The sequence below is a fragment of the Duganella guangzhouensis genome (assembly GCF_009674535.1).
Lineage (GTDB): Bacteria > Pseudomonadota > Gammaproteobacteria > Burkholderiales > Burkholderiaceae_D > Rugamonas > Rugamonas guangzhouensis.
On sequence record NZ_WKJK01000011.1, the window covers coordinates 113,081 to 133,628 of the forward strand.

The 20,548-nt window shown below is 64.0% G+C and carries 18 protein-coding genes; 10 read left to right on the forward strand and 8 right to left on the reverse strand.

Features of this window, described 5'->3' with window-relative positions; all coding sequences use genetic code 11:
- Nucleotides 1-33 precede the first annotated feature (33 nt).
- The gene (locus tag GJ699_RS20820) at nucleotides 34-672 is read right to left on the reverse strand and encodes a TetR/AcrR family transcriptional regulator (protein WP_195763609.1); all 639 of its coding nucleotides are present in this window, start codon (nucleotides 670-672) and stop codon (nucleotides 34-36) included.
- A 132-nt stretch (nucleotides 673-804) separates the two neighbouring features.
- Here GJ699_RS20820 and GJ699_RS20825 point away from each other — a divergent pair, with 132 nt between their 5' ends.
- Genes GJ699_RS20825 through GJ699_RS20850 form a run of 6 tightly spaced genes read left to right on the forward strand, consistent with a single transcriptional unit; the run spans nucleotide 805 to nucleotide 10,244 of the window.
- Nucleotides 805-2,151 carry an LLM class flavin-dependent oxidoreductase gene (locus tag GJ699_RS20825; RefSeq protein ID WP_154379850.1) on the forward strand — a complete coding sequence of 449 codons (1,347 nt, stop codon included), beginning with the start codon at nucleotides 805-807 and terminating at the stop codon, nucleotides 2,149-2,151.
- Nucleotides 2,148-3,452 carry an MFS transporter gene (locus tag GJ699_RS20830; RefSeq protein WP_154379852.1) on the forward strand — a complete coding sequence of 435 codons (1,305 nt, stop codon included), beginning with the start codon at nucleotides 2,148-2,150 and terminating at the stop codon, nucleotides 3,450-3,452. Before GJ699_RS20825 ends, GJ699_RS20830 begins: the two co-directional genes overlap by 4 nt.
- An 18-nt stretch (nucleotides 3,453-3,470) precedes the next feature.
- Complete coding sequence (locus GJ699_RS20835; RefSeq protein ID WP_154379854.1) at nucleotides 3,471-5,882, forward strand: TonB-dependent receptor; 2,412 nt, start codon at nucleotides 3,471-3,473, stop codon at nucleotides 5,880-5,882.
- Between the two features lie 4 nt (nucleotides 5,883-5,886).
- Nucleotides 5,887-6,702, forward strand: a complete 816-nt coding sequence (locus GJ699_RS20840; protein WP_154379856.1) for a sterol desaturase family protein — start codon at nucleotides 5,887-5,889, stop codon at nucleotides 6,700-6,702.
- Nucleotides 6,703-8,997: an arylsulfatase gene (locus GJ699_RS20845; protein WP_154379858.1), complete on the forward strand. Its 2,295-nt coding sequence runs from the start codon at nucleotides 6,703-6,705 to the stop codon at nucleotides 8,995-8,997. It abuts the gene before it with no gap.
- Nucleotides 8,994-10,244 (forward strand): anaerobic sulfatase maturase, encoded by a 1,251-nt coding sequence (locus GJ699_RS20850; protein WP_154379860.1) that lies wholly within the window; start codon nucleotides 8,994-8,996, stop codon nucleotides 10,242-10,244. The genes GJ699_RS20845 and GJ699_RS20850 overlap by 4 nt, the downstream gene beginning before the upstream one ends.
- On the opposite strand, the gene GJ699_RS20855 is transcribed toward GJ699_RS20850, so the two are convergent.
- Nucleotides 10,201-11,016, reverse strand: coding sequence for a DUF6624 domain-containing protein (locus GJ699_RS20855; RefSeq protein WP_154379862.1), 816 nt, complete (start codon nucleotides 11,014-11,016; stop codon nucleotides 10,201-10,203). The two genes, GJ699_RS20850 and GJ699_RS20855, sit on opposite strands and share 44 nt — an antisense overlap.
- An 86-nt stretch (nucleotides 11,017-11,102) precedes the next feature.
- On the opposite strand from GJ699_RS20855, the gene tcdA reads away from it, so the two are divergent.
- The 3 genes from tcdA to cysK all read left to right on the forward strand — a co-directional run bounded on the left by tcdA (nucleotide 11,103) and on the right by cysK (nucleotide 13,501).
- Nucleotides 11,103-11,942 (forward strand): tRNA cyclic N6-threonylcarbamoyladenosine(37) synthase TcdA, encoded by an 840-nt coding sequence (tcdA, locus tag GJ699_RS20860; protein ID WP_154379864.1) that lies wholly within the window; start codon nucleotides 11,103-11,105, stop codon nucleotides 11,940-11,942.
- A gap of 47 nt (nucleotides 11,943-11,989) precedes the next feature.
- Nucleotides 11,990-12,505 (forward strand): FKBP-type peptidyl-prolyl cis-trans isomerase, encoded by a 516-nt coding sequence (locus GJ699_RS20865; protein WP_229262203.1) that lies wholly within the window; start codon nucleotides 11,990-11,992, stop codon nucleotides 12,503-12,505.
- 63 nt (nucleotides 12,506-12,568) lie between these two features.
- Nucleotides 12,569-13,501 carry a cysteine synthase A gene (gene cysK / locus GJ699_RS20870; protein ID WP_154379866.1) on the forward strand — a complete coding sequence of 311 codons (933 nt, stop codon included), beginning with the start codon at nucleotides 12,569-12,571 and terminating at the stop codon, nucleotides 13,499-13,501.
- Here cysK and GJ699_RS20875 read toward each other — a convergent pair.
- The 5 genes from GJ699_RS20875 to GJ699_RS20895 form a co-directional block, all read right to left on the reverse strand.
- Complete coding sequence (locus GJ699_RS20875; protein ID WP_154379868.1) at nucleotides 13,498-14,520, reverse strand: cation diffusion facilitator family transporter; 1,023 nt, start codon at nucleotides 14,518-14,520, stop codon at nucleotides 13,498-13,500. The genes cysK and GJ699_RS20875 overlap by 4 nt on opposite strands.
- Nucleotides 14,517-14,843 carry an ArsR/SmtB family transcription factor gene (locus tag GJ699_RS20880; RefSeq protein WP_154380099.1) on the reverse strand — a complete coding sequence of 109 codons (327 nt, stop codon included), beginning with the start codon at nucleotides 14,841-14,843 and terminating at the stop codon, nucleotides 14,517-14,519. The genes GJ699_RS20875 and GJ699_RS20880 overlap by 4 nt, the downstream gene beginning before the upstream one ends.
- A gap of 127 nt (nucleotides 14,844-14,970) precedes the next feature.
- Complete coding sequence (locus GJ699_RS20885) at nucleotides 14,971-15,495, reverse strand: hypothetical protein (RefSeq protein WP_154379870.1); 525 nt, start codon at nucleotides 15,493-15,495, stop codon at nucleotides 14,971-14,973.
- Nucleotides 15,496-15,501: 6 nt separating this feature from the next.
- The gene (locus tag GJ699_RS20890; RefSeq protein ID WP_154379872.1) at nucleotides 15,502-16,242 is read right to left on the reverse strand and encodes a P-loop NTPase family protein; all 741 of its coding nucleotides are present in this window, start codon (nucleotides 16,240-16,242) and stop codon (nucleotides 15,502-15,504) included.
- 60 nt (nucleotides 16,243-16,302) lie between these two features.
- On the reverse strand, nucleotides 16,303-16,791 hold the full coding sequence (locus GJ699_RS20895) for a CinA family protein (RefSeq protein WP_154379874.1): 489 nt from the start codon (nucleotides 16,789-16,791) through the stop codon (nucleotides 16,303-16,305).
- Nucleotides 16,792-16,988: 197 nt separating this feature from the next.
- On the opposite strand from GJ699_RS20895, the gene GJ699_RS20900 reads away from it, so the two are divergent.
- Nucleotides 16,989-19,595, forward strand: a complete 2,607-nt coding sequence (locus GJ699_RS20900) for an EAL domain-containing protein (protein ID WP_154379876.1) — start codon at nucleotides 16,989-16,991, stop codon at nucleotides 19,593-19,595.
- On the opposite strand, the gene thiL is transcribed toward GJ699_RS20900, so the two are convergent.
- A complete protein-coding gene (thiL, locus tag GJ699_RS20905; protein WP_154379878.1) occupies nucleotides 19,580-20,548 on the reverse strand; it encodes a thiamine-phosphate kinase in 969 nt (322 codons plus the stop codon). The genes GJ699_RS20900 and thiL overlap by 16 nt on opposite strands.

The window sequence follows — 20,548 nt, forward strand, 5'->3', positions numbered from 1 at the left end:
GTGCATTCTAGAATAATTCCGCGCTTGAAGGATTTAGGCCGTCGGGAAGTGGGCCGAAACAAACAGCTGCACCGCCGACTTCACCAGCACCTGCTGCTGTTCTGCCGTGACCTCTTGTTCGCTGTAGCCGGCCAGCATGAAGTAGTGGCCCAGCACGCACAGGTTGATGAACTGGATGGCGGCCAGTTTGGAGTCGTCAAAGCGGCCCATGCCGGCCGCCTTCAGCGCTTCCAGGCAGCGCCGCACCGGTTCGCGGAAACGGTCGCCTTCGGTTCGCATGATGTCGGCCAGGCCGTCGACGCGCGACATTTCCGCCACCACCAGGCGGATGAATTTCAGATTGTCCGGCTTGAAGAAAAATTCGGCGATGATCAGGCCCAGCCGGTACAGCACCTGGTCCGGCGTGCCGCTGGTGTCGACGTGGAACTGGGTTGCATAGTCGGGCGAGCGTTTTTTCACCAGCGTCATGAACAGCTCTTCCTTGCTGCCGAAGCGGCGGTACAAGGTCAGCTTGGAACAGCCGGCGGCGGCGGCGATGCCTTCCATGCTGGCGCCTTCGATACCGCCCTTGTTGAGGAATTCGACCCGGGCGGCTTCCAGAATACGTTGTAGCAGCTGCTCCGAGGCGTCGCGGGTAGGGCGGCCGGCCGGTGCGATGGCTGGTGAAGACATAGGCAACTTCATGTAGATTAATCCGTGATTGTCGCATGCCTGGATGGGCATGGCATAAACGTCATAAGCAAACCTGAATTAATTCGTTTGCTAAAGGATAAGCTCTGGGTAATGTAACGCAATCGTTACATTATGTGGAGAATTATCATCGCTACCGAAAAACGCCAACTCCGGCTCGGCGCTTTCCTGCAGGGTGTGGGGCATCATCTGGCCGCCTGGCGGCATCCGGATGTGGACCCGCGCAACACGCTGCGCTTTGATTTCTACCAACAACTGGCGCGCACGGCCGAGCGCGGCAAGTTCGATGCGATCTTTTTTGCCGACAGCCTCGGTGTGCCGGATGGGCCGCCGGAGCTGCTGGCGCGCGGCCTGTTGCCGTCCTATCTGGAGCCGCTGACCAATTTGGCGGCGATTGCCGGCGTGACCGAGCGCATCGGTTTGATCGCGACGGTGTCGACCAGTTATCTGCCACCATTTCACCTGGCGCGCAAGTTTGCGTCGCTGGACCAGTTGAGCAATGGCCGTACCGGCTGGAATCTGGTCACCTCCGGCACCGACTGGGAGGCGCGCAATTTCAATCTCGATACGCAGACGCCGCATGCCGAGCGCTACCGCCATGCGCGCGAGTATGTGGATGTGGTCAAGGGCTTGTGGGATGGCTGGTCCGACGATGCTTTGCTGTTCGATCAGCAGGCGGGGCTGATGTTTGATCCGGCCAAGCTGTATCGGCTGAATCACAAGGGCGAGCGTTATACGGTGCGCGGTCCGCTGGTGGCGGAGCGGCCGGTGCAGGGCTATCCGGTGATCGTGCAGGCGGGTTCGTCGGGCGATGGTCAGGCGCTGGCGGCGGCCACGGCCGAGGTGGTGTTCACCGCGCAGCAGACGCTGGAGGAGGGGCGTCGCTTCTATGCCGGCCTGAAGGAGCAGCTGATTCCGCATGGACGTTCGGCGGACAGCCTGAAGATCATGCCGGGTGTGCTGCCCGTTATCGGCCGCAGTGCGCAGGAGGCGCAGGACAAGTATGAGCAGTTGCAGGGGCTGATCGATCCGGTGCTGGGCATCGGGCTGTTGAATGCGTTCCTGGGCAATATCGATCTGAGCAAGTATCCGCTGGATGGGCCGGTGCCGGAGCTGCCGGTGACGGAGGGATGGCAGAGTCGGCAGAAATTGTTTGTGGATCTGGCGCGGCGCGAGAATTTGAGTTTGCGTCAGCTGTATCAGCGCGTGGCCGGCGCGCGCGGGCATCGGATTGTGATTGGCACGGCCGAGCATGTGGCGGATCAGCTGGAGGAGTGGTTCGTCAACGGCGCGGCCGATGGCTTCAACATCCTGCCGCCGACGCTGCCGCATGGGCTGGATGATTTCGTCAATCTGGTGGTGCCTGAGCTGCAACGTCGCGGCCTGTTCCGCACCGAATACATCGGCCGCACGCTGCGCGAGCATCTCGGCCTGCAACGCCCACGGAATCAATTCGAATGAGCGCCAACCTCGCAACCAAGCTCAGCCCAGCCGCCGAGCCTGCGCCGGATTACATCCTCGGCAAGCGCGAAACGCTGCGCGTGTTCACTTTGCTATGCCTGCTGATGGTATTCGACTTTGCCGACCGCATGATCGTCGCCTCGCTGCTGCCCATCATCAAAGCCGAATGGCAGATCACTGACGCCCAGTCCGGCCTGCTGAGCACCGTGCTGTTCGTCGGCATGGTGGTGTTCGCCTTCCCGGCCGTCGCCCTGACCAACCGCATCGGCCGCATCAAAACCGCCAGCCTGATGGGCGTATTCTGGAGCGTGGCCTCGGCCGCCGGCGCCTTCGCCGGCAACATCGGCCAACTGGTGGCCACCCGCGCCGCTGTCGGCGTCGGTGAAGCCGGCTACGCGCCAGCCTCCTACGCCTGGATCACCGCCGTGTTCCCGCCGCGCCGCCGCCAGCTGGCGCTGGGCATCTTTTCATCCGGCCAGATCATCGGCATGTCGCTGGGCGTCGCGCTGGGCGGCTACATCGCCACCCACTTCGGCTGGCGGCACGCGCTCGGCCTGATGGCGCTGCCGGGCCTGCTGGTCGCCGTGCTGCTGTACCGTGGCCGCGACTACAAGACCATTCCGCAGGCCACCGCCACCGCCACCGCCGCGCCGCCGCAAAAGCCGTTCAAAGCCATCCTCGGCTCGCGCGCCCTGCTGTGGGGCTATCTGAGCCAGGCCATGGCCACGCTGCAATGGGTACCGGTGTTCTACTTCCTGCCGACCTATTTCCACCGCATCCACGGCGTGCCGCTGCAACAATCGTCCTACATGGCCAGCGCCTTGCTGCTGCTGACCATCATCTCGGTACCGGCCGGCGGCTGGATCATGGACCGCTGGAGCGTCAGCGCGCCGCAACGCAAGCTGACCTTCGCCGCCATCCTTGGCGCCCTCGGCACCGTGGCCTACGCCGCCGCCTTCGGCCTGATCCATGACGCCAAGCTGCAGTACGGCGTGATCCTGGTGGTGTTCTTCCTGTCCGGCCTGGGCGGTGTCGCCACCCTCGGCATGACGCAGGAATTGGTGACTCCGGACGTACGTCCGCTGGCCGGCACCTGCGGCGTGATCGTTTTGCACTTCCTAGGATCGGCCCCTGGGCCTTATATTGCCGGCCTGTTGTCCGACCGCTACGGCCTGACCGCCGCCTTGCTGATCGGCGTGCTGGTCAGCGGCACGCTCGCCGTGCTGACGCTGCTGTTGGCGCGCAAACATTATCTCGCCGACCTGGCCAAGGTAGGCGCATACAAACTGGCACCTGCTTGAAAGAATAGAAAGAACACTATGGATCGCAATCTGAAGAAAAGCGCCATCGCCATCGCGCTGACGGCCGCGCTCAACCCGGCGTTTGCCAACGACGACGTGCCGACGCCAGCGCTGGCACTGGCCGCCTCCGGCGAAAACCCCAACCAGAACGCCTACGCCGAAACCACCGTCACGCAAGTGACCGTCAGCGCCCGCCGCCGCACCGAGAAGGAACAGGACGTGCCGTCGCCGATCACCGCCATCAAGGGCGACGACCTGAAGGCCATGCTGATCTCGCAAGTGCAGGATTTGCAACAGGCGCTGCCCAGCACCAACGCCGCCTTCATGCATGCCCGCGTCTCCAGCGTGGCGATCCGTGGCATCGGCAGCAATCCGGCCAACGAAGGACTGGAAGGCAGCGTCGGCCTGTACGTGGACAATGTCTACCAGGGCCGTCCCGGCATGCTGGCCATCGATCTGGTGGATCTGGAACAGGTCGACCTGCTGCGCGGTCCGCAAGGCACGCTGTTCGGCAAGAACAGCACCGCCGGCGTGCTCAATCTCACCACCAAGCGGCCGACCTTCACGCCGGAACGCAGCATCGAAGTCTCGGCGGGCGAGCGCGGCTACAACCAGACGCTGGCTTCGGTCTCCGGCGCCCTCAGCGACCACTGGGCCGGCCGCCTGTCGGTCTCCAAAACCCACGACCGTGGCTGGCTGCACAACAACTACGACGGCAAAGACTACAACAGCGTCGGCCGCGAAGGCATCCGTGGCCAGCTGCTGTACAAGCCCAGCGACAAGTTCGACCTGCGCCTGATCGCCGACTACAACCACGAAGACGACACCCAGGGAACGCTGATTCCTTACGGCTTCGGCCCCGCCGCGCCGGGCAAGTCGAGCTGGCAGGCCGCCACCGCCGCCGCGCTCGGGCTGCCGGCCGGCAGCACGCCGCTGATCACCGATCCCACGCTGTATCAAACCAGCTTCGACACCGCCCAGCGCGCTGTGGTCTACCAGGGCGGCCTGTCGGCGGAAGCCAACTGGCGGCTGGACAGCGGCTACAGTCTGACCTCGATCACCGCCTCGCGCTTCTGGATCTTCCACCCGCATAACGATAACGACGTCACCGCCGCGCCGTCGCTGCTGGACGGCGGCTACAACGTCAAGCACCGCCAGTTCTCGCAGGAAGTGCGGCTGGCCTCGCCGGTTGGCAAGACCTTCGACTACGTGGTCGGCGCCTACTACTACCATCAGAACATCGACGGCAGCTTCTTCATCAACCTCGGCAGCAAGGCCGATATCGCGCTGCTGAACAGCACCGCCGGGCTCGGCATTGTCGACAACACCAACAGCGTCTCGCACGGCCACGGCACCACCGACAGCTACGCGCTGTTCAGCCAGGGCAATTGGCACCTCAGCGAGCAATGGGAATTCACCGGCGGCTTGCGCGCCACCTACGAGGACAAGGATGGCCGCAGCGCGCGCAGCGCCCTGAGCGGCGGCATCCCGCTGACGGCTTACCCGGCGGCGTTGCGCGCCATCGTCCAGGCCACCCGCAATGCCATCGGCAGCGCCTACGATTCGGGCGACCTGAGCGTGTCCGGCACGGCACCGTCCGGACTGGCGACGTTAAGCTACAAGGTCCGTCCCGGCCTGCTGGGCTATGTCACCGCCTCGCATGGCGAGAAGTCGGGCGGCATCAACATCAGCGGTGTCGGCTCGGCACCGACGCTGGGCGCGGATTCGCTGAAGATCCGTCCCGAGAAAGCCAATAACTTCGAGCTGGGCTTCAAGAGCCAGTGGCTGAACAACCGCCTGATCGTCAACGCCGACTACTACCAGACCCGCATCCAGGATTACCAGACCAACGCCTACGTGACCGGACCGGTAACGCCGGTGCTGATCCTGACCAACGCCGGCGACGTCAAGAGCAATGGTGTGGAATGGGATATCAAGGCGCGTCCGATTGCTGGCCTCAGCCTCAACTTCACCGGCTCGTACAACGACGCGCACTACCTCAGCTTCGTCAACGCGCCGGTGTCGGCCGAGCTGGCGGCCACCGGCGCCACCAAGGCCGACCTCAGCGGCCAGCCGCTGGTGGGCGCGCCGAAGTGGATCGCCAATCCGGGCGTGCGCTACGACTGGCGCCTGAACGATGAGGTGCGCCAGTACGTGGTGGCCAACTACGCGTGGCGCTCGGACGCGCAGGGCTATGTCGATAATTCGAAGTACGCGTTGATCCCGGCCTACGGTCTGCTGAATCTGTCCACTGGCGTGCAGATCGGCCACGGCAACCAGAACTGGGACATCTCGCTGTGGGCCAAGAACGCGCTCGACAAGCACTACTTCCTGACCGCCAGCGCGGCCCAGACCACTGGCGGTGGCGGCTACGTGGCGGCGGTGGGCGCGCCGCGCACCATCGGCGTGACCGCGCGACTGGAGTTCTGATGCTATGAGCTCGCTCTATGTCTTCCTCGCGCTGTTCGTCGGTTTTCTGCTGGTGGAAGTGGCGCTGGGCCGCACCCGTTTCCAGGGACAGGGATGGCAAAACCATCTGCTGGACGCGCTCAGCGTGGTGCAGTCGCTGGTCATCATCGGGCCGCTGGTGTCGCTGGGCAGCGCGGCGCTGATGGGCTGGCTGTACCCGGAAGGCAAACAGAGCCTGGCTCATACGCCGCTGTGGCTGCAATTCATCGCCTTTCTGCTGCTGGACGATCTGGTGCAGTACTGGTGGCATCGCACGGCGCACACCTACAAGGCGCTGTGGCCGCTGCATCGGATGCACCATGCGGCGCCGTATGTCGGCATCCGCATCTGGCTGCGCAACGGCCTGTTCTACTACCTGTTGATGCCCAACCTTTGGCTGAGTGGCGCGCTGATTTATGTCGGCTTTGGCCAGCTCTACATCGGCTACTACATTCTCAAGATGGTGGTGACGGCGGCCGCGCACAGCGAGCTACGCTGGGACAGCTTCCTGTACCGCCACGCCTGGCTGCATCCGCTGGCCTGGGTGGTGGAACGCACCATTTCCACCCCGGCCACCCATTTCGCCCATCACGCGCAGTACGACAACGACGGCATCGGTCACTACAAGGGCAACTTCAGCAATCTGCTGTTCCTGTGGGACGTGTTGTTCGGTACCGCCGTCATCACCCGCAAGTACCCGCCGTCGTTCGGTCTGGAAGAAGACCGTCTGCTGGGCACCGAGAAGTGGTACGTGCAATGGCTGTATCCGGTTTTCCGCACCAATCGCAATAAGGAGAATTAAATGGAGCATGTCACACAAAGGAGCTTGCTGACGGCGGGGGCGTTAAGCGCCGTGCTGGCCCCGGCAGTCGACGCGATGGCGGCGCAGGCCGGCACGGCACAACCGGCACAGGCCAAAACGGGGCAGGGCGCGCCCAACGTCATCTGGATTTTGCTGGACGACGTCGGCTTTGGCGCCAGTTCGGTGTTTGGCGGTCTGGTGGAAACGCCGAATCTGGAAGCGCTGGCGGCGCAGGGTCTGCGTTACACCAACTTCCACACCACGGCGATCAGCTCGCCCACGCGCGCGGCGCTGCTGACCGGACGCAATCACCACAGCGTGGGCCTGGGCCTGTTCCCTGAAACCGCGGTCGACCTGCCGGGCTATAACGCGCAGATCCCGGCCAACAAGGCGACGGTGGCGGAGATCCTGAAAAACAATGGCTATAGCACCTACGCGGTCGGTAAATGGCATTTGACGCCGGCGTGGGAAGCCAGTCCAACCGGTCCGTACACGCACTGGCCGACCGGCAAGGGCTTCGAGCAGTACTACGGTTTCCTGTTTGGCGAGACCGACCAATGGCATCCGCAACTGGTGGACGGCACCCGTGCGCTGGATGACGATCCGAAAGGCCGCCATCTGAATGAATTGCTGACCGACCGCGCCATTCAGTACATCGACCAGCAAAACAAGAAGCCATTCTTCCTGTACTACGCGCCGGGCGCCACGCACGCGCCGCATCAGGTGGCCAAGGAGTGGAGCGCGCACTACAAGGGCCGTTTCGACGCCGGCTGGGACAGCTATCGCGAACAGGTATTCGCCAATCAGAAGAAGCTGGGCTTGATTCCACAGAACACCGCGCTGCCGCCGCGCAATCCGAACGTCAAAGCCTGGGCGTCGCTGAGCGCGGATGAGAAGCGGCTCTACACCCGCTATTTTGAAACCTACGCCGGTTTCCTCAGCTACACCGACGCCGAGATCGGCCGCCTGATCGCCTATCTCAAGCAGAGCGGTCAGTTCGACAACACCATCATCGCGGTGGTGATCGGTGACAACGGCGCCAGCAAGGAAGGTTCGGAATTCGGCTCCACGGTGGGCCTGGGCGCGGTGCTGTATCCGAATGGCGATATCGCCCGTCAGCTGAAGGACATCGACAAGATCGGCACCGAATACGCATCCGCCAACTATCCGCTGGGCTGGGCGCAGGCCACCAACGCGCCGTTCAAGCAATGGAAGCAGGATGCCAACTCGGAAGGCGGCACGCGCAATCCGCTGATCCTTTCCTGGCCGAAGGGCATCCAGGACAAAGGCGGTACCCGCACCCAGTACGGCCATGTGATCGACCTGCTGCCGACCACGCTGGAGCTGGCGCATCTGCAGGCACCGGCGCAGATAGACGGCGTCAAGCAGGACAGTATCGAAGGCACCAGCCTGGCGTATTCGGTTACCGATGCCAAGGCGCCGTCGCGCCACACCACGCAGTACTACGAAATCAACGGCACCCGCGCCATCTATCACGACGGCTGGAAGGCTGGCACGCTGCACAAGCCGGGCACCGCGTTCGACAAGGACGTGTGGGAGCTGTACAACGTGGCGGTCGACCCAACCGAGACCAACGATCTGGCCGCCAAAAATCCGGACAAGCTGAAGGAGCTGAAAGCGCTGTTCGACAGCGAGGGCAAGAAGTACAACGTGTTCCCGCTGAAGGACAATCTGTATCAGCAGTTCGCGCTGGACCGCAGCGCCTACAAGGATCAGGAAGTGGTGGAGCTGAATCCGGGTGTGGGTCACATCGCCGGCGTGGCCGCGCCTCGCCTGTACAGCAAATACTACCGGCTGACGGTGGATCTGGATATCGGCGCCAATTCTGAAGGCGTGCTGGTGGCCAATGGCGGACGCTTCGGTGGTTCCAGCATCTTCCTGCAGGGCGGCAAGCTGTACTACGCACAGACCAATGGTGTCGAATCCGCGCTGATCAGCTCGGACGTACCGCTGAAGTCTGGCAAGAGCAAGCTGACGGTGGAATTCAGCCCCAATCTGTGGAGTGGCGCCGACATCACGCTGTACCAGGATGGCAACCGCATCGGCAAGGGCAAGGTGCCGGTACGTTACGGCATCGCCTACTTCCCGTATGACGAAGGCTTCGACATCGGCCGCGACCAGCAGACCCCGGTTAGCGAGCTGTACAAGTCGCCGTATGCGTACAACGGCAAGCTGGAGCATGTGACCATCGACTACAAGGCGCCGCTGGGCAGCCGCGTGGTGGGCAGCGTCAATCAGAAAGTCATCAATACCTTGATCTCGCTGAAAAAATGAGCGCCGCTGTACACCTGATGGCCAAACCGATCGGCCCGCTGTGCAACCTGGATTGCAGCTATTGCTTCTACCTGGAGAAGGAAAACCTGTATCCCGAGCGCACGCGCTTTTCGATGAGCGACGACGTGCTGCGCGCCTACATCGCGCAAAACATCGCCGCCACCGATGGGCCGGAGGTGCTGTTCACCTGGCAGGGAGGCGAGCCCATGTTGCGCGGGCTGGCGTTCTATCAGCGGGCGGTGGCGATTCAGCGTGAACTCGGCGGCGGCAAGATCATCCGCAACGCGCTGCAAACCAACGGCACGTTGCTGGATGACGAGTGGTGCGCGTTTCTGGCCGGGGCCGGCTTCACGGTCGGCATCAGCGTCGATGGCCCGCGCGAATTGCATGACGCAGCGCGCGTCGACAAGCAGGGCCGGCCGACTTTTGATGCGGTAATGCGCGGGCTGGCACTGCTGCGCAAGTACCGCATCGAATTCAACGTGCTGGTGACGGTGACGCGCGCCGTGGCCGCGCATCCGGCCGAGGTGTATGCCTTCCTGCGGCGTGAAGGCATCACCCATGTGCAGTTTAATCCGGTGGTGGAGCGCGCGCCCGATGTGGACGAGCACGCCATCGGCCTGACCTTTGCGCGGCCAGGGCAGGTGAGCCATTCGCGCCCGAAGCTGGCGGTGACGCCGCACAGCGTCGGCGCCGAACAATATGGCGACTTCCTGATCGCCATCTTCAACGAATGGGTGCGGCACGATGTGGGCCGCATCTACGTGATGAATTTCGAATGGGCGCTGGCATCTTTCCTTGGCCTGCCGGCCACGGTGTGTTTGTTTGCCGAAGACTGCGGCCGCGCGCTGATCGTCGAGCACAATGGCGATGTGTTCTCCTGCGATCACTTCATGTATCCCGAACATAAGCTGGGCAACCTGCGCGACAGCGACGTCGCCACGCTGGCCGCCTCGCCGCAGCAGGCCGCTTTCGGCCGCGCCAAGTCCGACTTGCCGGACGTTTGCCGTGAATGCCCGGTGCGCTTTGCCTGCCACGGCGAATGCCCGAAAAACCGCTTCGCCTACACCGTGGACGGCAAACCCGGCCTGAACTACCTGTGCCCGAGCTACAAGAAATACTTCAAGCACATCACCCAATACATGAACGCCATGGCCAAGCTAATCAGCCACGGCCAGCCGGCCGCGCTGATCATGGAAGCCTTCAAGGGGCCGCTGGCGGTGCGGGTGGCGGCTCCAAATACATGACGACGCCGGCTTGCTGGGCGCCTTGAAGAATCTTCCATATGCCCTCGCGCATCGGCTGGCCATCGGTGTAAACGCGGATTTTCAGGCTGTTCCGTTCCGCCAGCAATGCCAGCAACGATTCCGGTGTGGCCACGGTTTGCCCGGCCACCTGCACGCCACCCTTGTCGACGACCACATCCACGGCGTCGCTGACCATCGCCTTGCGGAAGAGCCGCGCCGAGCCGATGTTATTGCCGGATTCCGCGCATAGCGGTTTCATGATGGCCAGATACGCTTCCAGCGGCGGCATGCCGGCCTGCTTGCGGCGCGCGTTGACGCCAGCCGCATCCTCAATCTCGAACGGCCGCCATTCCTCACGGCTGACGCACCAGCCTTGGGTACCGTAGCGTTGTGGATCGTGGATGCGGTCGTACAGGTAGGCGTAATTCTTGAGCGATGCCTGGTCGGCATCCAGCAGCGGCTGCATCAGTTCCAACACCTTGCGCTGGAACGGCGTGTCGCGGTCCGCGTGCTGCGCCAGCAACCAGGCGGCGTCGCCACCATCCTTGCCGACCATCACATACGTCGGCCAACCGTACTGGGCGACGATCTCTTTCAGCCGCTTGAGGTTGGGACCGTCCACGTTCTTGCCGGGGACCGGGCTGGTCCGCTGCTGCTGATCGGCTGCGCTCATCTCCAGCAATTCATCACGCAGTGCGGGCTGGGTGGGCGCTGTCGCCAGCACGGCCTGCGAGTGGAGGGAAAGTAGCAGGGGAGCGAGGTATCGGCGCATTTGCCTAGCATACCACTTTGCCAAATTGGCAAATGCTCGGATTGTCACTTCCGGCGGCTTGCTGCCGGCTCCGTTAAAATGGCGGGATGAACAGCATTACTTCCCCTAATTTTGACGAAGTCGACTTCGAACGACGCTTCGGCGGCATCGCCCGCCTGTATGGCGCGCATGCGCTGGAGCGCTTCCGCACCGCCCACATCTGCGTGGTGGGCGTGGGCGGGGTCGGCTCGTGGATCGTCGAGGCGCTGGCGCGTAGCGCCATCGGCCAACTGACGCTGATCGATCTCGACAACGTGGCCGAGTCCAATATCAACCGCCAGATTCAGGCGCTGAGCGACACCATCGGCATGGCCAAGATCACCGCGCTGGCCGAGCGCATCGCGCAGATCAATCCGTTCTGCAAGGTCCATCAGATCGAGGACTTTGTCGATCCGGACAATGTGGCGCAGATGCTGGGCAGCGCGCCGTTCGATTATGTGATCGACGCCACCGACAGCGTCAAGGCCAAGGCGGCGATGCTGGCCTGGTGCCGTCAGCACGGTCTGCCGGTGATCACCATCGGCAGCGCCGGCGGCAAGACCGACGCGGCGCAGATTTCGGTGCGCGACCTGGCCAGGACCGAGCAGGAACCGTTGCTGAAGAAAGTACGCAAGATCATGCGCGCGCAATACGGTTTCCCGCGCGGCGAAAAGACCAAGTTCCACATCGACGCCGTGTTTTCCACCGAGCCGCTGACCATGCCGGAAAGCGGCGAGGCGTGCGCGGTCGATGGCGACGAGCGCGGCGGCGGCGTTACCGGCCTCAACTGCGCCGGCTTCGGCTCGGCGATGGTGGTTACCGCCACCTTCGGCATGGTGTGCGCCGGCCATGCGCTGCGCAAGCTGGCCGATGGCGCACTGTCAACATCGGCCCCGGACTCAGACTAGTTTGCTATTATGGCGAGCTGTCTCCAGTCCTCATGGGAAGAAACAATATGAAGCGTAGTTCCGTATTCGTCGCAATGTTGTTGGCTGCCGCCTTCGCACAGGCACAAAACACGCCGGCTCCGGTTCCGGCCGATGCCGCCGCCGCCGCCGCACCAGCCGCCGCCGCACCGGCTGCGCCAGTGGTGGTGGGTTCGGCCACGCCGGGTCCGTCCGCCGACCAACTGGTCATCACCGACACCAAGGTCGGCACCGGTACCGAAGCCAGCGTCGGCGCCACCGTCTCGATGCATTACTCCGGCTGGCTGTACCGTCCGCTGGCCAAGAATATGCACGGCAAGCTGTTCGACTCTTCCGCCCCGCGCGGCGAGCCGCTGGAATTCGTGCTGGGTGCCGGCCGCGTCATCAAGGGCTGGGACCAAGGCATTCTCGGCATGAAAGTGGGCGGCAAGCGCACGCTGATCATCCCGGCTGAACTGGCTTACGGCTCGCGTCCGACCCCAGGCAGTGGTATCCCGCCGAATTCGGCCCTGATCTTCGACGTCGAACTGATCAGCGTGAAGTAAACCGGAAGCGCCGCGCGAACCGGGGTAGACTAACGTTTCTATCCCTCTTCGCCGGAGGTTTCCATGAAAGTAGCAAACGACGTTACTGAACTGATAGGCCATACCCCGCTGGTCCGCATCAACCGGCTCACCAAGGGCTGCAGCGCCCAGATTTTAGCCAAGCTGGAATTCTACAATCCCGCCCACAGCGTCAAAGACCGCATTGGTCTGTCCATGATCGAAGCGGCCGAAGCGGCCGGGCAGATCCGTCCCGATACCATCATCCTCGAACCGACCAGTGGCAACACCGGCATCGCGCTGGCGATGGTGTGCGCGGCGCGCGGCTACCGCTGCACGCTGGTGATGCCGGATACCATGAGCCGCGAGCGGCGCATGCTGCTGCGCGCCTACGGCGCCGAGCTGGTGCTGACACCCGGCAGCGAGGGCATGCTGGGCGCGATCCGCCGCGCCGACGAGCTGGCAGAGTCCGATCCGCGTTATCTGATGCCGCAGCAATTCAACAATCCCGCCAATCCGGACGTGCACCGCCGCACCACGGCGGAAGAAATCTGGCATGACACCGACGGCCGCGTCGACATCCTGGTGGCCGGCGTCGGCACCGGCGGCACCATCACCGGCGTGGGCGAAGTGATCAAGGCGCGCAAGCCGGCGTTTCGCTGCATCGCGGTGGAGCCGGAAGCGTCGCCGATGCTGGCCAAGGGCACCAAGGGGCCGCATCCGATCCAGGGCATTGGCGCCGGCTTCGTGCCGGAGGTGCTGAACACCCATATTTATGACGAAATCATCGGCGTCAAGAACGAGGATGCGTTCGAGACCGCGCGCCGCGCGGCCAGCGAAGAAGGGCTGCTGGTGGGGATTTCGTCTGGCGCCGCCTTGTGGGCGGCGTTGCAGGTGGCGCGGCGGCCGGAGCATGCCAACAAGATCATCGTCACGATCATCCCGTCGTTTGGCGAGCGGTATCTGAGTACCGCCTTGTACTCCGGCCTGGCCGATTAGTGCGCGTGGGCGTGCGCGGCGGGCGCCGCTGGCGGCGTCTGCAGGCAGCACTCCTGCGTGCTGGCCTCGGTACGCACTTGCAGCGTGCTGTGCTGGATGGAGAACTCCTCGCGCAGCTCCTTGCTGATGGCGTCGATCACGCTGTCGCCCGGATAGCCGCCGGGTGTGACCAGTTGCGCCGTCAGTGCGTTCTCGGTGGTGCTCATGGCCCAGATGTGCAGATCGCACACCTCGGCCACGCCCGGCTGCTGACGCAGGAAAGCCTCGATGCCGGCGCGGTCCACATTGTCCGGCACGGCGGCCAGCATCATGCGCAGCGACTGCGTCAGCAGCGACCAGGTGCTGTAGACGATGATGGCCACGATCAGCACACTGACCAGCGGATCCAGCCAGTTCCAGCCGGTGTAGCGCACGATCAGACCGGCCACCAGCACGCCCAGCGAGATCGCGGCGTCGGCCGCCATGTGCAGATAGGCGCCGCGAATATTGATATCGTCCTTGCTGCCGGACATGAACAGCCAGGCCGAGAAACCATTGATCAGAATGCCGACGCCGGCCACGATCGACACCGTGGTGCCGGCCACCGGATCTGGATTGATCAGCTGTTGCACCGCCTCCCAGGCGATCCCACCGCAGGCCGCCATCAGCAGCATGGCGTTGAACAGCGCGGCCAGCATCGACGTGCTGCGCAGGCCGTAGGTATAACGGTGGTTGGGCGCGCGCTTGGCCAGGATGGCGGCGCCCCAGGCCAGCATCAGGCCCAGCACGTCGGACAGGTTATGGCCGGCATCGGCCATCAGCGCGGTGGAATTGGCCAGGAAACCGTAAAAGAACTCGATCGCCACAAACACCGTGTTGAGCACGATGGCGATCGCGAAGGCGCGGCCCATGGTGTTCGGATCGCCGTGGTGGTGGTGATGTCCGTGGCCATGCGCATGGCCATGATGGTGGTGATCGTGATCGTGGTGGCCATGATCGTGATGATGATCATGGTGGTGATGGTCGTGGTGCTTGCTCATGCTTCGTTTCCGGTGGAAGGTTCGGCGATATGTTCCAGCATATCGTTGAGTACGCCGCTGATATGGGCATCGGCGGCGGAATAGAACACCTGCTTGCCCTGGCGTTCGGACTTGAGGATACGGGCGGCGCGCAGCAGGCGCAGATGGTGGCTGACCAGCGAGCTGCTCAGATCCAGTGTAGTCGCGATCTCACTGACCGCAATCGGCCGCGCCAGGCAGGCGAGCACAATCCGCAAGCGGGTCGGATCACCCAACAGGTGAAACAGATCGGCCAATTGGGCGATCGCCGGATCGACGCCGGTATAGTCGTGTTGACAGCTCATCATTGCTAACAAGTGAATAGGTGTTCACATGTTAGCACATGTCCACTTCGGGGTCAGTTCTAAAAATCGGACATTGAGTCGCGCGCGACTCAATGTCCGATTTTTAGAACTGACCCCGAAGTGGACATTATTTTTGGAATGCGGCGGGGAGTTGGGCGCGTAGTTTGGGGTCGAGCTGGTCGAGGGCTTGCTCCAGCTTGGCGGCGCGCTGCAGGGCGGCGCTTTGTTCGGCGCTTAGCGTTGGGGCGGGTTTGCGGAACGCGGCTTGGCCGCCCAGCACCACCAATGCGCTGAGGATGGCGATGCCGGCGGCGGCGGCCAGCAGCCGCAGTTCGCGCGGGTTGATGAGCGGGTGCTGGGTGGCGATCGGCCGTACCGGGCCGGCCGGGGGCGTCGGGGTGTAGCCGGGCGGGTGGTCGCCGGTTGCGCCATGGCTGCCGTGGTGGTGGTCGTGGGCCGCTGGCAGGCCGCCGGCCAGGCGGGCCTGCTGTGCCAGTTCCTGCGAGGCGGTGTCGATGGCGGCGATGTGGCGCTGGACGGTTTCTTCCAGCACCGCTTCGTTTAACGCCACCAGCGCGAAGATGGGGTCGTCGACGTCGATGCGGACGCCGGTCTTTTCAAATACCAGGGCGCGCAGCTTGTGCTGATCCATATCTGCTTACCACTGCACTTTGTCGAGTTGCTCGTACAGGTCGCGGAATACGACTTTGATGCGCTGCTTTTCCATGACGTTGAATTTGTCGCTTTCCTTGACTTCGTTGACGGTCAGGCGCGCGGTGTTCATTTTCTTGATGTCGGCGCCAAAGGTGTCGGCGTTGCGCGCCGACAGCACCACCCGGCCCACCACGCGCGCGGCGTTGTCGGCATAGGTCTGCGATTCAATAAACTGTTTGCCGGCCGCCGATTGCAGCAGGCCGAAGTGTTCGTTTTCCCACAGCACCAGCGGCACGTTGGTGGCCTTGGCGGTGGAGACGAAGCCGGTGGCGGTGTCGTGCAGGGTGTCGCCGCCGCCGACGATGGTGTGCACATACACTTTGCGGCCCGATTCCTGCAGCAGCGCGAAGCAGTCGTTTTCGATCAGGTAGCCCATCAGCGGCGAGAAGGTGTTGGCGCCGTTGTCGATGACGCAGTTGCCGTCCTGTTCCAGGATGTCGATCATCAGGGCGTCAAAGCGCTTGGGGTCGATGTTGCGGCTGTCGGTCATCACCGGCACATGTTTGACATTCATCGCCCGGTAGCGCGAGAAGGTCGCATTCTCCTGGTCGGTGTCGTAGCAGCGTAGCGGCTGCTGGCCTTCGGCCACGTCCTTGCTGGCGACCCATTGCGCAAGAATGGTCGAGACCAGAGTCTTGCCGATGCCGCCTTTACCCTGGAGAATAAAATGTACCGTGTTTTGCATCAATCACTCCCGAAACGCTTGAATGCGACGAGAGTAATTGTTTTGCCGCTTGCTGGCAACCTAGTTGATGAAGCGCAGCAGTCCCTGCAACGCGTGAATCACGGTTTGCTCGCGCACCGCGCGGCGGTCGCCGCTGAACACCAGCCGTTCGGTGTGGACGGTGTCGGCGTTGGCCCAGCCAAAGCAGACGGTGCCCACCGGCTTACCCGGTACCGCGCCGGTGGGGCCGGCGATGCCGGTGGTGGAGATGGCGATGTGGGCGTTGCTGGCGCCCAGCGCGCCGCTGGCCATGGCGGCCGCGACTTCTTCGGACACGCTGCCCATCTGCGCGATCAGCGCGGCGGACACGTCCAGCATTTCGGTCTTGGAGGCGTTGGAGTAGGCGACGAAGCCGCAATCGAACCAGCCGGTGGAGCCGGCGATTTCAGTGATGGCCTGGGCAATGCCGCCGCCGGTGCACGACTCGGCGGTGGCCAGTATCAGCCCCTTGTCCTGTAGGGCTTTACCGACCTGGGCGGCGAGATCGAGGATGGTGTCGCTGTTGCTCATGGCTGCTCCTTCTCTGATACGGGCTTGCTAGCACTGTACCATGCACTCCGCGACCGATGCCAGTGGTGTACAGCAATTTGCCTGAAATGTAACATCACTCAGCCGTGCGACAGCTGAGCTCAACACTGGTATGCTTGCTCTAGAGAAGCGGTTTGTGCAGCCCAAACGCTGCTGCCAGCCGCCACCACGGAGCCGCCATGATCAGTCAGACTGACATCCACCACGCCCGCATCCTCATTGTCGACGACCAGCCGGTCAACGTCGAACTATTGGAATATTTGCTGACCTCGACCGGTTACAAGGCGGTCAGCGCCACCACCAATCCGCGCGTGGTGGCCAGCTGGCATGCCGAGCAGCGCTACGATCTGATCATCCTCGACCTGCAGATGCCGGGCCTGAACGGCTTCGAGGTGATGGAGGCGCTGAAGCCGCTGGAGCCGGACGGTTGGCTGCCGGTGCTGGTGGTCACCGCCCAGCCCGACCACAAGTTGCGCGCCTTCGAATCCGGCGCGCGCGATTTCATCAGCAAGCCCTTCGATCCGGTCGAGACCCTGACCCGCATCCGCAACATGCTGGAAATGCGGCTGCTGCACAACCGCGAGCGCGGCTACAACACCCGGCTGGAGCAAACCGTGCGCGAGCGGACCGCCGAACTGCAGCGCTTCCGCAGCGCCATGGACGCCACCGCCGACGCCATCTTCCTGCTCGACGCCGACAACGCCGAGGTGGTCGACGTCAACGACGGCGCCTGCCGCATGCTGGCCTATCCGCGCGCCGAGCTGCTGGGCCAGAGCGCCAGCCGCATCGGCCTCGGTGCGCCGGAAGAGTTGCGCGCCCAGGCCGAGCGGCTGGCCGATTATGCCGCCGCGATCGGCCCGGCCCGCTCGCCGGAACTGGCCGAGATTGAACTGATGCGGCGCGACCTGATCACGGTGCCGGTCGAGCTGTACTGGCAACTGCTACAGCGTCCCGGCCAACCGGCGGTGATGCTGGGCGTGGCGCGCGATATCAGCGAGCGCCGCCAGGCTGAGGAACTGTTGCAGCACATGGCGCACTACGACAGCCTGACCGGCCTGCCCAACCGCACGCTGTTCTTCAAGATCGTCGGCGACGCGATCACGGTGGCGCAGGAAAAATCGTGGCGCATCGTGGTGCTGATGATTGGCCTGGACCGCTTCAAGAACATCAACGATTCGCTCGGCACCGTGCTGGGTGACGATCTGCTGCGCCAGTTCAGCAACCGGCTGGTGCAGACCGCGCGCATCCGCGACACCGTGGGCCGGGTCGGCGGCGACGAGTTCGCGCTGATCCTGACCATGAGCCGCGACCAGCAGGACGCGGTGCACGCCGCCAACGATGTGCGCGAAGCGCTGCGCCAGCCGTTCGAGCTGGACGGTCATCAGGCCATCCTCAGCGCCAGCATCGGCATTTCGCTGTATCCGGACGACGCCACCGATCCGGAAACCCTGGTCAAGTACGCCGACACCGCGATGGAACGCGCCAAGCAGGCCGGGCGCGACGGCTACCGCTTCTTCACCGCCGGCATGAACGTGCAGGTGCTGGCGCGGCTGGACATGGAACTGGCGCTGCGCCGCGCCCTCGACAACAACGAGCTGGTGCTGCACTACCAGCCCAAGGTCAATCTGCATACCGGCCTGTTTGCCGGCGTCGAATCGCTGCTGCGCTGGCAACGCCCCGGCTTCGGCCTGGTCTATCCGGCCGAGTTTGTGCCGGTGCTGGAAGATACCGGACTGGTGGTGCGGGTCGGTGCCTGGATCATCGACGCCGCCTGCAAGCAGATCAGCGCCTGGCTCAACGATGGCACCGGGCCGGTACGGGTGGCGGTCAACGTCGCCAGCCGTCAGTTTGCCGAGGGCGACCTGGCGCTGCTGGTGCGCGAGGCGCTGATGCGCCACAAGACCCCGCCCGAGTTGCTGGAACTGGAACTGACCGAAACCGCGCTGATGTCCAACGCCGAGCGTACCATCACCGTGCTCCAGCACCTGAAGGCGCTCGGCATCAAGGTCGCCATCGACGATTTCGGCACCGGTTATTCGTCACTGGCCTATCTGCAGCGCTTCCCGATCGACAAGCTGAAGATCGACATCGCCTTCGTGCGCGACATCACCACCAATCCCAACGACGCCGCGATCGCGCTGGCCATCATCAGTATGGCGCACAGCCTCAAGCTGCAGGTGATTGCGGAGGGGGTGGAGACGCGGGCCCAGCTGGAGTATTTACGGCGTAGCCGTTGCGATGAAATCCAGGGCTATTTCTACAGCAAGCCATTGCCGCCGGACGAGCTGGGCCAGCTGGTGCAGTCGGGCCGCAGCCTGCCACCGGCGCCAGGTCATAGCGACCAGCCGGCGCAGACACTGATGATCGTCGACGACGACGTCAACGTGCTGGCCTCGCTGCACCGGCTGTTCCGCCGCGACGGCTATCAGATCCTGACGGCGGCCTCGCCCAGCGAAGCGTTCGAGCTGCTGGCGCTGCACGCGGTGCAGGTGATCGTGTGCGACCAGCGCATGCCGGCCATGAGCGGCACCGAGTTCCTCAGCAAGGTCAAGGAAATGTATCCGGAAACGATACGGATTATTTTGTCCGGCTACACCGGGCTGGAGGCGGTGCTGGATTCGATCAACCGCGGCGCCATCTACCGCTTCTACACCAAGCCGTGGGACGACACCCAGCTGCGCGACAACATCCGGCTGGCCTTCCACCACTACTGGCTGATGCATGGTAGCGGCAAGCGGATCGGCCAGCCGGGCGAGGATGTGACCTCGCTTCAGGAGGTGAAATGATCGAAGCTGGCCAGTTGCAGATCGAGCGGCGCGCCGGCCGCGTCGACCAGCCGCAGACCCGGCGCCGCGTCGATGACGCCAACCCGGGTGACCGGCGTCGCGACGCTGGCGGCAGCGGCCAGGACGGCGGCGCGCGCCGTGGCCGGGGCCGTGAAGCACAGTTCGTAGTCGTCGCCACCGGCGGCGGTGAAGGCGCGCCGTAGAGCGGGCTCGCGGGTGGCCAGCACGTCGCCGGCCGGCAGCGCGTCGACGTCCAGCGTGGCGCCCACTTGCGACGCGGTGAGAATGTGGCCGAGGTCGCCGATCAGGCCATCCGAGATATCGATCGCGGCATGGGCGATGCCCTGTTCCGCCAGCAGCATGCCGAGCTCGACGCGCGGCACCGGCGTGTGCATGCGGATGCCGGCCGCGTCCAGCGTGGCGTCTTCCAGCGTCAGTTCCTCGCGGTAGGCGGCCAGCGCCAGACGGGCATCGCCCAGCGTGCCGGAGATCCAGATATCGTCGCCGGCGCGGGCGGCGCTACGGCGCAGCGCGCGGCCGGGCGCCACGTCGCCAAACACGGTGATGCAGATATTCAGCGGCCCCTTGGTGGTGTCGCCGCCGATCAGTTCGATGTTGAAAGCGTCGGCCAGCGCGAACAGTCCTTGCGAAAAACCCTGCAGCCAGGCCCGCTCGGCGGACGGCAGCGCCAGCGCCAGCGTGAAGCCGACCGGGCGCGCGCCCATCGCCGCCAGGTCGGACAGGTTGACCGCCAGCGCCTTGTGCCCCAAGCGCTGCGGGTCTTCGCCGACAAAGAAGTGGCGGCCTTCGACCAGCATGTCGGACGAAATGGCGATCTGCCGGCCGGCGGTGGGCGCGATCAGCGCGCAATCGTCACCGATGCCGAGCGCAGCGCGCGTGGCATGCTGGGGACGCTGGAAGTATTCCTTGATGAGGTCAAATTCGGAGAGCAT